Below are 11,916 nucleotides of genomic sequence, written 5' to 3'. Positions count from 1 at the left end.
CGACGACGACCACGACCGCGCCGGCCAGGCTCGCGGCGATGACGTGGTCACGGCGCAGGGCGGGTCCTCGCACGGTTTCGTCCTCCAAAGAACGGGAAAGCGCTTCCGGGAAAGGTTCGCGGGCAATTCCGGAGCGGCGGGGAAAGAGCGGGATGTGGGAGCAATAAACCAGCCGGCACGTTTCGCAGGGTGTTCTCCGCGTGAAGGACAGGTAAAGTCCGGTGACATGTCGGCGGCCTGGCGCGGTGAGATGCTGGGCCGAAAGGCCGGTTTGTTGCGCTGTTCGGATGGCCAGCGGTGCGGACTGTCGGAGTAATGGCCCGGTTTGTCCGGTTGTCCGGTGCCGATCCGCCGTGGCGGTGAGAATTGCTTAACACAGCCGTTTCACGGCCTTCCGTCGCGGCGCCGGATCCGCTCGCTACGGTTCGGTTCGTCGCTCGAATTCCCGAGAAGGCGAGAAACCATGACTTCCCGCTGGTCTTACCCGGTCCGGATCGCCGCCGCGCTGGCGGCCGCGGCCGGCGCGGTCCTGCTGTGCGCGCCCGTGGCGGACGCGCACAGCGTGCTGGTCTCCAGCTCACCGGCCGCGGGCGCGTCGGTCGCCGCGAGCCCGGCCGAGGTGGTGCTCGAGTTCAACGAGCCGGTGGAGAACCGGTTCACCGAACTCGCGGTGCTCGGGCCGGACGGCGCTTCGCACTGGGAGGCCGGTCCGGCGTCCGTTGTGGACGCCCGGGTTTCCGCGCCGGTGCGCCCGCTCGGACCGGCCGGCGCCTACACCATCCGGTACCGCGTCACCTCCGCCGACGGCCACCCGGTGTCCGGCACCGTCCCGTTCCACCTCACCGTGGCGGGCCCGGAAGGCGCGGCACCGGTCGCGGCGGCGGTGGCGCGCCCGGGCACCGGGGACCGGGTGCCGCTGTGGCCGTGGATCACCGGCGGCGCCGTCCTGCTCGGCACCGGGTACGCGGTGGCCCGGCGGCTGAGCCGCGCGGACGCTTGAGCCCATGCCCGGGCGGGTATCCCGGGCCCATGACGAATCTCGACGACACCACGACCGCGAAGCTCGACGAATTCGTGCTCGCCCGGCTCGCGGAGGACGAAGAGCGCGTCCGGGCGGGTGAACTGCCGCTGATCGACGAGGCCGAACGGCGCGGGCGGCTGCGGATCATGTACGCCGACGAGGGCGACGGGCTGCTGCTCGCCGGCGGGCCGGTCGAGGCGATGGAGGACCGGCACCCGGTGCCGTTCGCCGAAAAGGCCGAGTTCCTGCGCCGCGAGATCCGGGACGCGCACGACGACGCGTCCGTCAAGCTCATCGCGTCGGTGTACGAAGCCCACCCCGACTGGCGCGCCGAGTGGCGCCCGTGACCTGATGCCCGCGTGGCCGGCTCGTTCGCGGATCTTCGCCGACCGGGAGGACGGCGGGCGACGGCTCGCGGGGGAACTGCGGCGCCGGGCTTGGGCCGATCCGGTCGTGCTCGGGCTCGCCCGCGGCGGGGTGCCGGTGGCCGCCGTGGTCGCGCGGTGGCTCGGCGCGGAACTGGACGTCGCGGTCGCCCGCAAGATCGGCGCGCCCGGCCACCGCGAGTTCGGCGTCGGCGCGGTCACCCCGGACGGCCCGGCGTTCTACGACGAGGCGGGCCTGCGTGCGCTGAAGCTGACCGCCGCGCGGATGGCCCAGGCCGAGACCCGGGAACGGGCGGAGGCACGCCGCCGGCTCGAGCGGTACCGCACCGGCCGCGAGCCCGCCGGCCTCACCGGCCGTGACGTCGTCCTCGTCGACGACGGGCTCGCGACCGGCGTCACCGCGACGGCGGCGTTGCGTGACGTCCGCGCGGCCCGGCCCCGGACGCTCGTCTTCGCGGCACCCGTCGCTGCTCCCGGCGCGGCCGCGCGGATACTGCGTGAGGCGGACGAAGTCGTCTGCGTCGCCGAACCGCCGGATTTTCGCGCGGTCGGCCAGTGGTACGCCGATTTCCGCCAGCTGGATGACGACGACGTCCTGGCCCTGCTCACGCCGTGACTCCACCCGAGGCACCCCGGATTGACCGGGTGGGTGACGGGGTATCACCCGATGGGGTCACCGACCGAAGAGGTGGGAGCGGGATGAGCGAACGGGACGGGCTCGGCGCGGCGGCGCGTGGGCTGCGGCAGTACCTGCTGGCCGTCGCGGCCAAGCTGAACGCGCCCGCCTGGTTCTGCGAGGTGGACGTCCCGGCCGGGGCGTATGTCGCGTTGGAGCGTCGGCTCGCGCGCTTCCCGGACCATGAGCTGGCGCTGCTGTGGGACGAACGCGACGGCTGGGCCGCGGGGGTCGAGTCCTCGAGTGGCGACGAAGTCATCGTGCTGGCCTACCTGGGCGAAGACGTCCTGCCGCCGCCGGAAGCCGTCGTGGACTTCGTGACCGGCCTGTACGGCGAGAAGTACCCCGGCCGCCCGGATCCGCCGGATTTCCGCAGACCCGGCACCGCCGACGGATTCGACGACCGCCTGGCCGCCTACGCCGGCGACCCGGTCGGTCAAGCCTGAATCAGCGGGCCGGCAGCACACCGAACTCGTTGCCCCGTTGCCGACACCTTCATCGGCTTGAGGGAGCACGCCGCTCGGAGCCACGATGACTCGGTGACGAACGTGACCCGCCTTGCCCGGCCAGGCGACCGCGCCGACGCTCTGGACGTTTGGCAGCTCGCCAACACCGCCCGGGGCAAAGTGCCCGGCCAGGAACGCATCGCCCGTGTCCAGGCCAAGCTGGCCGATCCGGCCGCACTGGTCATCGTCACCGAATGCTCCGGCGAACTCGGGGGCATGGCGCTGGCCGAGCCGGGCAGGGACCGGGACGGGACCGGCGAAATCCTGCCGGGTTTGTGTCACATTTCCATGGTCTTCGTCCGTCCCGACCACTGGGGAAACCGGATCGGAGAACTCTTGCTCGACGCTGTGGGCAAGCAGGCCGTCCGCCGAGGCCAGGCACTCCTGCAACTGTGGACCGGAGAAGGCAACCAGCGCGCCCTCCGCCTTTATGGCCGGTGCGGTTTCCGTCCCAGCGGTCGTACCGGACTTCTCGGAACCGGCGAGCGGATCATCCACCTCACGCGGAGGAGCCTGTCCGATGGCCTGCCGGAGGGCCGGGCCTGAATCAGCGGGCCGGCAGCACACAGAACTCGTTGCCCTCCGGGTCGGCGAGCACGATCCACGGGTCGTCGGGCGGGTCGTCGAGGACCTTCGCCCCGAGCATCACCAGGCGTTCGACCTCGGCCCGCTGATCGCCCTCCACCGGCGCCAGATCCAGGTGCAGCCGGTTCTTCACCGTCTTGCCCTCGGGCACCGGCTGGAACAGCAGCGCCGGGCCGTCGCCGAAGTCGAGCTGGCGGTAGGTGAGCCCGTGGGAGTCGGTCCACGTGCGGGTTTTCGCGGTGCCGAGCGCCGCGGACCAGAACTCGGCCAGCAGGTCGGGCTGACGGCAGTCGACCGCCACGGCCAGGATGCGCGCCGCGGTCACGAGTCCGCCACGATCCGGTTGATGGCTTCGGCGACCAGTTCCGGTTCGGACACCGTCACCGTCAGCCCGGGGTGGCGGAGCAGGCCCCACGGGTCGATACCCCGGACGGGCTCCCGGAACCGGAGGCACACACCACCTCGCGTCGTCGTCCCGAAGGTCAGGCCGCGATCGGCCAGGGAAAGCCGGACACCGAAGACGCGAAAGGCGCGGTACGGGCCGGTGGCTTCGGCACCGGCGAGATTGCTCAACGGGGTCTCGACCAGCCACGGTCCGAACCGGACGCGCAGGCCGGCGGCGTCCAGTTCCAGACCGGCGCGCGGACCCAGGAACCGGCGCACCGGCGGGAATCCGACGGCGAACTCCGCGTGGAGCCGGTAGTGCACGACGACGGCGGGTTCACCCACCGCCGCCGCTGCACCCGTGGTCATGCTCCGCCGCCCAACGGCGGGACGTCCGCTTCGTCGTCGGCCGGGAGCTCGGGGTCCCGCCACTGCTCGGCGCGGGACGGCCCGTTGCCCTGCAAGGTCCCCTGCAGTTCGGCCTTCATCGCGTCGTCCTCCCGGGGCGAGTGCCGGTCGCTTTCGCGGTGCATGGAAACCTCCCTTGACGCGGTGTCCCCCTGGGACTACCCGGTGATCGCGCGCCGAAACGGGCTCACCGGGAGCGCGCGGCGGTCCGGTTGACCGCCCGCGCGGCGACGATGCCGAGCACCAGCCCGGCGGCCGCGGTCAGCCCGTGCAGCCAGTTGTCCGCCCAGTTCAGGTTGATCGGGTCTTCGGGGTTGACCAGCGCGGTGGCGAGGATGCCGTACGCGGTCATCCCGGTGAAGCCGACGAACAGCACCCAGCAGTAGATGATCGAGCCGGTGCGCCGGGTCGCGGCGAGCAGTCCGAGCACCCCGACCGCCGCGTGGACGAGGTTGAGCAACGGCGTCACGCTGAAGATCCAGACGGCGCGGCCGGTCTCGTGGCCGACCGCGGCGGTTTCCGGGGTCAGGAACCCGGCGATCCCCAGCACGAGGTAGAGCAGCCCGAGGACGGCGACGACCGGCCGGAGCCAGGACGCCGGGGTGCGGGACCGGGATTCGGCGGAAGACATGTGTTCTCCTTCCTTCCGCGGCCGGATACCCCGTCACGCGTGCGGAAAACGGACAAGTGGAAGGGGCCGGACGACGGGCTGGGAGGTCCGCCGTCCGGCCCGCGGCCGGGACCCGCGCCGGTCCCTGCAGCCAGGACGCGGGCCCCTGGTCTCAGGGGGAACGCCAGTCGTGACCGCGGTGAGCGGTCCCGTGCTGGGCTCCCATCAGCAGCAGGCCGCCGTCGACGACGAGCGACGTGCCGGTGATGTAGCCGGCCGCCGGCGTGGCCAGGAACGCGACCGCGGCCGCCACCTCGGCGGCGTGGCCGGGGCGGCCGAGCGGGATGCCGGGCCGGTCCTGCTCGCGCGGGTCGGCGTCGGTCTGGCCGGTCATCGGCGTCGAGATCTCCCCGGGCGCCACCGAATTCACGGTGATGCCGTGTTCGGCCAGCTCGAGGGCGAGCACCTGGGTCAGCGCGCCCGCCCCGGCCTTCGCGGCGCAGTAGGGCGCGGCGCCGACGCGCGGCACGTGCTCGTGGACGCTGGTGATGGTGATGATCCGGCCGCCGTGGCCGGCGTCGATCATGTGCCGGGCGGCGCGCTGGGAAAGCAGGAAGACGCCGTCGAGGTCGACGTCGAGGACCTGGCGCCACTTCTCGTAGTCGAGGTCCACGGCGAGCTCGCTGCTGCCGGTGCCGGAGCAGTTGACCAGGACGTCGATGCCACCCAGGTCTCCGGCGAACGCGTCGACGACGTCGGCGGCGCCGGGCAACTCGGTCAGGTCGAGCTTGCGGACGTGTGCGGTCACCCCGTGCGACCGGGCCTCGGCAGCGGTTTCCTCCGCGCCGTCGGCGTCGGAGTGGTAGGTGATGCCCACGTCCAGGCCGCCGCCGGCGAGGGCGGCGACGACCGCGCGGCCGATGCCGGAGTCGGCACCGGTGACGACGGCGCGCCGCGGCGAAGCGGCTTCGGCGGGCAGCGGGGCCGGGAGCGACACGGGCCTCTCCTTTCGTTCCCCGTCGGCTACCACCCCCGCCGGGGACTAAACCCGGCGGCCGCTGGGTATCCCGTCCCGATGAGACTCGCGGTGCTGGACATCGGGTCGAATTCGGCCCAGCTGCAGGTGGTGGACGTAGCCGCCGGAGCCCCGCCGCTCCCGGCGCACGCGGTGAAGGAACCGACGCTGCTCGCCGAAGAGCTGCGGCCCGACGGGACGCTCAGCGACGACGGGATCGAGCGGGTGACGGCCGCGGTGCGCCGGGCGGTGGACGCGGCGGTGCGGCTCGGCGTCGACCAGCTGTACCCCTTCGTCACCGCGGCCGTGCGCGACGCGGTGAACCGCGACGAGGTGATCGACCGCATCCAGGCGGGCGCCGGGATCCGGCCCCAGTTCCTCTCCGGCGAGCAGGAGGCGCGGCTGACCTACTTCGCCGCGCGCCGCTGGTACGGGTGGTCGGCCGGGCGGCTGCTGCTGATCGACATCGGCGGCGGATCGATGGAGCTGGTGCTCGGCCGGGACGTCGAGCCCGAGCTGGCCGTCTCGCTCCCGCTGGGCGCCGGCCGGCTGACCCGCGAATTCCTCACCGCCGACCCGCCGACGCGCAAGCAGGTGAAGGCCCTGCGCCGGCACGTCCGCGACACCCTGTCCGAGGTGCTGGACCGGCTGCGCTGGGAGGGCCCGCCGCGCCGGGTCGTCGCGACGTCGAAGACGTTCAAGCAGCTGGCCCGCCTGACCGGCGCCCCACCGCAGCGCAAGGGCCCGTTCGTCACCCGGGAACTGGTGGTCGCGGACGTGCGCGGGTGGATCCCGCGGCTGGCCCGCGTCCCGGCGGCGGAACGGGCGGGGTTGCGCGGCATTTCGAAGCCGCGGGCCCGGCAGGTGGTGGCCGGCGCGGTGGCGGCGGAGGTGACGCTGACGGCGCTGGACGTTCCGAGCGTCGAGGTGTGCCCGTGGGCGTTGCGCGAGGGAATCCTGTTGCGCCACCTGGAACAGCTCGCCGAATCGACGCCGTTGCCGCTGCAGCCGCTGACGCGCCACCCGGACGCCACCGTGCGCCGGCTGCACCCGGCGGAGGAGCAGCCGGTGCCGTCCTGAGCGTGTGCCGGCGTCCGGACGGGGTAATCGCGCGGTTCCCGGAACGGAAGGAGAGCTCCGTGAGCAAGCCGAACCCGATCGAACTGCAGAAGTACCTGTCCGGCGTCGACTACCCGGCCAAGCGCGACGACCTGGTGCGCGCCGCCGAGAAGAACGGCGCGGACCCGGGCACCCTGGACGTCGTGCGCGGCCTGCCGGACCGGACCTACGAGGGCCCCAGCGGCGTGAGCAAGGAGATCGGCGGCTGACGATCCGCGGCCCGGGCAGGTGCGCCCGGGCCGCGTTCACCGCGACATCCCGGCAATCTCCGGAACGACGGCGCCGGGCTGCGCCAGTGCCGTCACCGCGCGGCAGACGTCGGCGGGGTCGATCGTGTCGAGGCAGGGGTGGCCCGGGACCGGGCAGACCCGCGCGCGCGTCGCCCGGCAAGGGGCGTGCTGGTCACCGAGCACCACCGTGGGCACGCCGTACGGCGCCCACCTTTCCTGCGGCACCACCGGGGCGAACAGCGAAACCACCGGCGTGCCCGCCGCCGCGGCCAGGTGCGCGGGGCCCGTGTTCGGCGCCACCACGACCTGGGCGCCGGACAGCACCGCCGCCAGCTGCGCCAGGGACGTCCGGCCGCCGAGGTTCACCGCCGACGTGCCGGCCACCTCCTGGGTCAGGGCGCGTTCGGAGGGCGCGCCCGTCACCAGCACCCGGTGCCCGTCGGCCGCCAGGGCGCGCACCGTCTCGCGGCTCCAGGCCGCCGACGGCTGCCGGGCAGGCACCGAGGCCGCGGGGTGCACGACGACGTACGCTCCGCCGCCGGTCAGCCGGGAGGTGTCCGGCAACGGGCGTCGCAACGCCAGGGCGCCGTGGTCGTCCGGCGGCAGCGCGAACCCGGCCGCTTCGGCGAGTGAGAGCATGCGGACCGGCTCCGGCGGATCGCCGTCGACGTGGTGGCGCAGGTCGAGCAGGCTGCCCGGGTAGTCCTCGGAGATCGCGCCGATCCACGGCACACCGGCTTGGCGCAGCAGGAGCGCGAGCGGCAGCGGGGACTGGTGGAACGACGTCAGGATCAGCGCCCGGTCGAACGACTTCGATCGGATCAGCGACACGAACGCCCCGGTGTCCTCGGCGGTCACCGGCGGCGGTTCGGGGTCGATCCAGGGGGCGGTCCAGGTGAGCACGTCGGTCACGCCCGGCAGCAGTTCGCCGGCGGCGCGGCCGTGCGGTCCGGTCAGCAGCGTCACCTCGGCTCCGGACGCGGCGACCGCGCGGACGCAGGGCCCGGCGAGCAGGACGTCCCCGAGGTTGTCCTGGCGGGCGACGAGCACCCGGGTCATCCGGCGACCCCGGCGACGCGCAGCGCCTCGGACAGGTCGCGGGCGACGGCGGCGTGCCGGCGGGCCCGGGTGATCTCCGGTTCGAGCGTGCGGTCGGTCGGCACCAGCACGGCCCGGGCGCCGGCCGCGAGCGCGGCGTCGACGTCGGCGCCGGTGTCGCCGATGACCACACAGGACGCGGGATCGACGCCGAGCTCGCCGGCGGCCCGCAACACCATGCCGGGAGCGGGCTTGCGGCACGCGCAGCCGTCGCCGTCGTCGTGGACGCAGACCTGCCAGGTGCCGAACGGGCCGAAGAGCTCCTGGACGCGGGCGTTGACCGCGTCGAGCTGCTCGGGGGTGATCAGTCCTTTCGCGACACCGGACTGGTTGCTCACCACGCCGACCGGGATCCCGCGCTCCCGCAGCGCCCGGACGAGCTCGACCGCGCCGGGCACCGGGCGGACGCCGTCCGGGTCGTTCAGGTAGGGGACGTCGACGATGAGCGTGTCGTCCCGGTCGAACAGCACCGCCACCGGGGGCCGGGGCCGCCGGGCCGCGATCTCCCCGCGCAGCCGGTGGTAGCACGCGGCGGGCGGGATCAGGGCGCTGGTGACGACCATGCGCGCCACCTCGCCCGGCGTCCGCGGGCCGGGCAGGATCCGGCGGGTGGCGAACTCCGCCGTCAGCCCGGCCCAGACGCCGGCCGCGAGCAGGGCTTTCCCGCGCTGTTTGACCAGCGGCAGCGCCAGTGCGGCCAGACCGGCCACTGTGGACAGTGTGTGCAGGCCGAGCCGTCCCGGTCCGGCGCCGGTGCGCTGCCGCCAGAGCACGCCGTGCTTGGCTCGCATCAATGCGTTGTCGGCGTTGCCACGCTGGGCTTTGAGGCTGTAGAAGAACCCGGCCCGCCGGGCGGGGTGCGTGGTCAGCCGTTCGCCCTGGTCGATCCGGTGCCCGGCTTCGGCGACACGCAGGGCGAGGTCGGAATCCTCGCGGAAGGCGCGCGGGAACCGCTCGTCGAAGCCACCCGCTTCGACGAGCGCGCGGCGGCGGTAGGCCATGTCGGCGGTGATCCACCGTGCGTGTTCGAGGCCCGCGGTGCCGCGCTCGTCGTCCGTGGGCCGTCGGTCCGCCGGCAGCGGGACGGTGATCCGGCCCTGGGAGGCGGCCACTTCCGGCGGCAGCGAGCCGAGGTCGGCTTCGAGCTGCCGCGGCCAGTCGGGGGCGAGCACGACGTCGTCGTCGACGAACGCGATCCACTCGCTCTTCGCGGTGCGCCAGCCGAGGTTCCGCGCCGCGGCCGGCCCGCGCCCGCCGGAGCGGAGCACGCGGACGCCGTCGGGGACGTCCAGCGCGGGCCCGTCCGGGCGGTCGTCGACGACGAGGATTTCCGCCGGCCGCGGGTCCGGGCCGGTCAGCAGGGTTTCCAGCAGCGGCCGAAGTGTCTCCCGGCCCGTCGTGGGGATCACCACGGTGTAGTCGAGCGTCACCGGCACCGGTTACCCCGGGCGGGGCTGATCAAACGGCGTGTCGAAGCCGTCGCGCCCGGGTAACCGCCGGGCGACGACAAGGAGGTGCGGATGACCGCGGGGACGATCGAGATCCGGAACCCGGCCGACGGCAGCGTGGTGGGCGCTGTGCCGGCCGCGGGCGAAGACGAAATCGACGCGGCGCTCGCGCTGGCCCGCCGGACGCCGTGGGCCCGGACGCCGGCCGCCGAGCGCGGGGCGCTGCTGCACACCGCGGCGGAACGGCTGCGGGCCCGCGCCGACGAGCTGGCGGAGACGAACGAAGCCGAGACCGGCAAGCCCCGCGACGAAGCCCGCGAAGGCGTGCTCGCCGGGGCGGGCACCTTGGCCCAGTACGCCGAGCTCGGCCCGGTCCACCGCGGCCGCAGCCTGCTCGGCGACGTCGGCGCGACGGACCTGATGGTGCCCGAACCGCGCGGGGTGGTCGTGGCGCTGACGCCGTGGAACGACCCGGTCGCGGTCGCCTGCGGGCTCCTGGGTGCGGCGCTGGCGACCGGGAACACGGTGGTGCACAAGCCGAGCGAGCGCGCGCCGCACACCGGGCAGCTGCTCGGCGAGGTCCTCGGCGGCGTGTTCCCGGACGGCGTGCTGCAGACCCTGCACGGCGACGGCGGTGTCGGCGCGATCCTGGCGATGCGCTCCGATGTCGACGTCATCGCCCATGTGGGGAGCACGGCGACCGGCCGGTCGATCGCCGCGAGCGCGGCCGCGACGGGCGCGAAGACGTTGCTGGAGAACGGTGGTAACGACCCGCTGGTGATCGACGAGGACGTCGACCCGGTGTGGGCGGCCGGCCAGGCGGCGCTGGGGGCGTTCGCCAACTCGGGGCAGATCTGCGTGGCGGTCGAGCGGATCTACGTGTGCTCGGCGATCGCCGAGCCGTTCCTGGCGGCGCTGGTGAAGGAGGCCGAGACGCGCACGCTCGCGCCGCTGGTGGACCGGCGGCACCGCGACCACGTGCAGTCCCACGTGTCCGACGCGGTCTCCCGCGGCGCGCGGCTGTTGACCGGCGGCGCGGTCCCGGACGGCCCCGGCGCGCACTACCCGGCGACGGTGCTGACCGGCTGCGGGCCGGACTTGCGGGTGATGACGGAGGAGACGTTCGGCCCGGTGGCGCCGGTCCGCGTGGTGGAGAGCTTCGACGAGGGCCTGGCGGAAGCGGCGAAGGGCGAGTACGGCCTGGCGGCGACGGTGCTGACGGCCTCGATGGCCCACGCCCAGCGCGCGTGGCGCGAGCTCCCGGCAGGGACGGTCAAGGTGAACAACGTGTTCGGCGGCGCCCCAGGTGGGGCGGCGCACCCGCGCGGCCGGAGCGGCAACGGCTACGGGTACGGGCCGGAGCTGCTCGACGAGATGACCCAGACGAAGCTCGTGCACATCGCCCCGCCGGCATGACCGGACAGCGGGAGAGACAGGGAGAGCGCCGGCCGGGCTCGGGGGAGGACGCGGATCCGGGTGGTGAGGCGTCCGCGGCGGGGGACCGGCGTGGACGGGCTTCCGCCGGTGAGGTGCGGGGCGACGGCGCTTCGGGCGGGGCGGATCGCGGCGGCCGGGCTCGCGCGGCCCGGTCCGGGCAGCAGGACGGCGCTTCAGGCGGGGCGGACCGCGCCTCGGCGAGCCGCTTCACGCGGATGCTCCGCCTCGACCGCGGTGCCGCGGGTGCCGGGGCCGCCGAGGACAGTGAACCCCGTGACCGCACCCCCGCCGGCTGGATTGCGCGTGCCCTCCGTCTCCCCGGCCGGGAGCGGCGGGTTCTCGTCCAGAGCGCCAAAGCCACCCTCGCCGCGACCGCCGCCTGGCTGCTCGCCACCCTGGTGCTGCACCTGCCGCAGCCCTTCCTCGCTCCCTATGCCGCCGTCTTCCTCGTCGAAGCCACCGTTTACCGGTCGCTTCGCGGGTGGATCCAGCAGGTCGGGTCCGTCGCGTCCGGGGTCCTCCTCGCCGCCGTGGCCGGGCACTTCATCCCGTGGCAAGCCGTCGCTCTCGCCGCCGTGGTCTTTCTCGGGCTGCTGGCCGGGAGCTGGCGGCGGTTCGGGGATGCCGGCGTCTGGGTCGGCGTCACCGGCATGCTCGTCATCTCCTACGGCACCGCCCGCGAACCCGTGCTGCTCGGCGACCGCCTCCTGGAAACCGCGCTGGGCGCGGCCATCGGCGTCGCCGTCAACACCCTGATCTTCCCGCCGCTCTACGGGGAACGGCTCGCCGCGGCCGCCGGGCGGCTCGGGAAAGCGCTCGCGGCCCTCCTCGAGTCGCTGTCCGACCTGATCCGCCGGGACGAGCCGCCGGAAGACCTCGAGCACCTGCGGTCCCGCGAGCAGGACACGCGCAGCCTGGTGCTGGCGGCCGAAGAAGCCGTCGGCCTGACGCGGGAAGGGCGGATGCTGAACCTCCGGCGCGGGCGGCCCGCCG

16 protein-coding genes are annotated in these 11,916 nt (G+C 74.1%); 9 read left to right on the top strand and 7 right to left on the bottom strand.

All coding sequences use genetic code 11. The features are described 5' to 3' along the window. The first annotated feature begins 463 nt into the window (after positions 1-463). The 5 genes from CCN39_RS36905 (at position 464) to CCN39_RS36885 (ending at position 3,135) form a co-directional block, all read left to right on the top strand. On the top strand, positions 464-1,000 hold the full coding sequence (locus CCN39_RS36905; RefSeq protein ID WP_086850010.1) for a copper resistance CopC family protein: 537 nt from the start codon (positions 464-466) through the stop codon (positions 998-1,000). A gap of 29 nt (positions 1,001-1,029) precedes the next feature. Continuing rightward, entirely contained in the window at positions 1,030-1,368 is a 339-nt protein-coding gene (locus CCN39_RS36900) for a hypothetical protein (RefSeq protein WP_086850009.1), read from the top strand. A gap of 4 nt (positions 1,369-1,372) precedes the next feature. Next, positions 1,373-2,023, top strand: a complete 651-nt coding sequence (locus CCN39_RS36895) for a phosphoribosyltransferase (protein ID WP_086850008.1) — start codon at positions 1,373-1,375, stop codon at positions 2,021-2,023. Positions 2,024-2,106: 83 nt separating this feature from the next. Then, positions 2,107-2,529 (top strand): DUF6292 family protein, encoded by a 423-nt coding sequence (locus CCN39_RS36890; protein ID WP_086850006.1) that lies wholly within the window; start codon positions 2,107-2,109, stop codon positions 2,527-2,529. 93 nt (positions 2,530-2,622) lie between these two features. After that, positions 2,623-3,135 carry a GNAT family N-acetyltransferase gene (locus tag CCN39_RS36885; protein ID WP_208630551.1) on the top strand — a complete coding sequence of 171 codons (513 nt, stop codon included), beginning with the start codon at positions 2,623-2,625 and terminating at the stop codon, positions 3,133-3,135. A gap of 1 nt (position 3,136) precedes the next feature. On the opposite strand, the gene CCN39_RS36880 is transcribed toward CCN39_RS36885, so the two are convergent. The 5 genes from CCN39_RS36880 to CCN39_RS36865 form a co-directional block, all read right to left on the bottom strand. After that, a complete protein-coding gene (locus tag CCN39_RS36880; RefSeq protein ID WP_086850004.1) occupies positions 3,137-3,499 on the bottom strand; it encodes a VOC family protein in 363 nt (120 codons plus the stop codon). After that, entirely contained in the window at positions 3,496-3,927 is a 432-nt protein-coding gene (locus CCN39_RS36875; protein WP_086850002.1) for a hypothetical protein, read from the bottom strand. The genes CCN39_RS36880 and CCN39_RS36875 overlap by 4 nt, the downstream gene beginning before the upstream one ends. Further along, positions 3,924-4,091 carry a hypothetical protein gene (locus CCN39_RS50865; protein ID WP_167455292.1) on the bottom strand — a complete coding sequence of 56 codons (168 nt, stop codon included), beginning with the start codon at positions 4,089-4,091 and terminating at the stop codon, positions 3,924-3,926. Before CCN39_RS50865 ends, CCN39_RS36875 begins: the two co-directional genes overlap by 4 nt. Positions 4,092-4,153: 62 nt before the next feature. Next, a complete protein-coding gene (locus CCN39_RS36870; protein ID WP_086850000.1) occupies positions 4,154-4,597 on the bottom strand; it encodes a DUF4383 domain-containing protein in 444 nt (147 codons plus the stop codon). Between the two features lie 151 nt (positions 4,598-4,748). After that, positions 4,749-5,573 (bottom strand): SDR family oxidoreductase, encoded by an 825-nt coding sequence (locus tag CCN39_RS36865; RefSeq protein ID WP_086849998.1) that lies wholly within the window; start codon positions 5,571-5,573, stop codon positions 4,749-4,751. Between the two features lie 78 nt (positions 5,574-5,651). Between CCN39_RS36865 and CCN39_RS36860 the strand changes: the two genes are divergently transcribed. Both CCN39_RS36860 and CCN39_RS36855 read left to right on the top strand, forming a co-directional pair. Then, the gene (locus tag CCN39_RS36860) at positions 5,652-6,671 is read left to right on the top strand and encodes a Ppx/GppA family phosphatase (protein ID WP_086849996.1); all 1,020 of its coding nucleotides are present in this window, start codon (positions 5,652-5,654) and stop codon (positions 6,669-6,671) included. Positions 6,672-6,730: 59 nt separating this feature from the next. Beyond that, a complete protein-coding gene (locus tag CCN39_RS36855; RefSeq protein WP_086849994.1) occupies positions 6,731-6,919 on the top strand; it encodes a DUF2795 domain-containing protein in 189 nt (62 codons plus the stop codon). Between the two features lie 36 nt (positions 6,920-6,955). Here CCN39_RS36855 and CCN39_RS36850 read toward each other — a convergent pair whose 3' ends face one another. Both CCN39_RS36850 and CCN39_RS36845 read right to left on the bottom strand, forming a co-directional pair. Then, positions 6,956-7,999 carry a glycosyltransferase family 9 protein gene (locus CCN39_RS36850; RefSeq protein WP_086849993.1) on the bottom strand — a complete coding sequence of 348 codons (1,044 nt, stop codon included), beginning with the start codon at positions 7,997-7,999 and terminating at the stop codon, positions 6,956-6,958. Continuing rightward, positions 7,996-9,474 (bottom strand): HAD-IIIA family hydrolase, encoded by a 1,479-nt coding sequence (locus tag CCN39_RS36845; protein WP_086849991.1) that lies wholly within the window; start codon positions 9,472-9,474, stop codon positions 7,996-7,998. The genes CCN39_RS36850 and CCN39_RS36845 overlap by 4 nt, the downstream gene beginning before the upstream one ends. An 84-nt stretch (positions 9,475-9,558) precedes the next feature. Between CCN39_RS36845 and CCN39_RS36840 the strand changes: the two genes are divergently transcribed. Next, positions 9,559-10,902 carry an aldehyde dehydrogenase family protein gene (locus tag CCN39_RS36840; RefSeq protein WP_086849989.1) on the top strand — a complete coding sequence of 448 codons (1,344 nt, stop codon included), beginning with the start codon at positions 9,559-9,561 and terminating at the stop codon, positions 10,900-10,902. 236 nt (positions 10,903-11,138) lie between these two features. Further along, on the top strand, positions 11,139-11,916 hold a 778-nt coding region (locus tag CCN39_RS36835), incomplete at its 3' end, for an FUSC family protein (RefSeq protein ID WP_086850012.1).

The sequence above is a fragment of the Amycolatopsis kentuckyensis genome (assembly GCF_002155975.1).
GTDB classification, from domain to species: Bacteria; Actinomycetota; Actinomycetes; order Mycobacteriales; family Pseudonocardiaceae; genus Amycolatopsis; species Amycolatopsis kentuckyensis.
The sequence above is the reverse complement of the archived record's forward strand: the minus strand, read 5'-3'. Positions and strand labels throughout refer to the sequence as shown.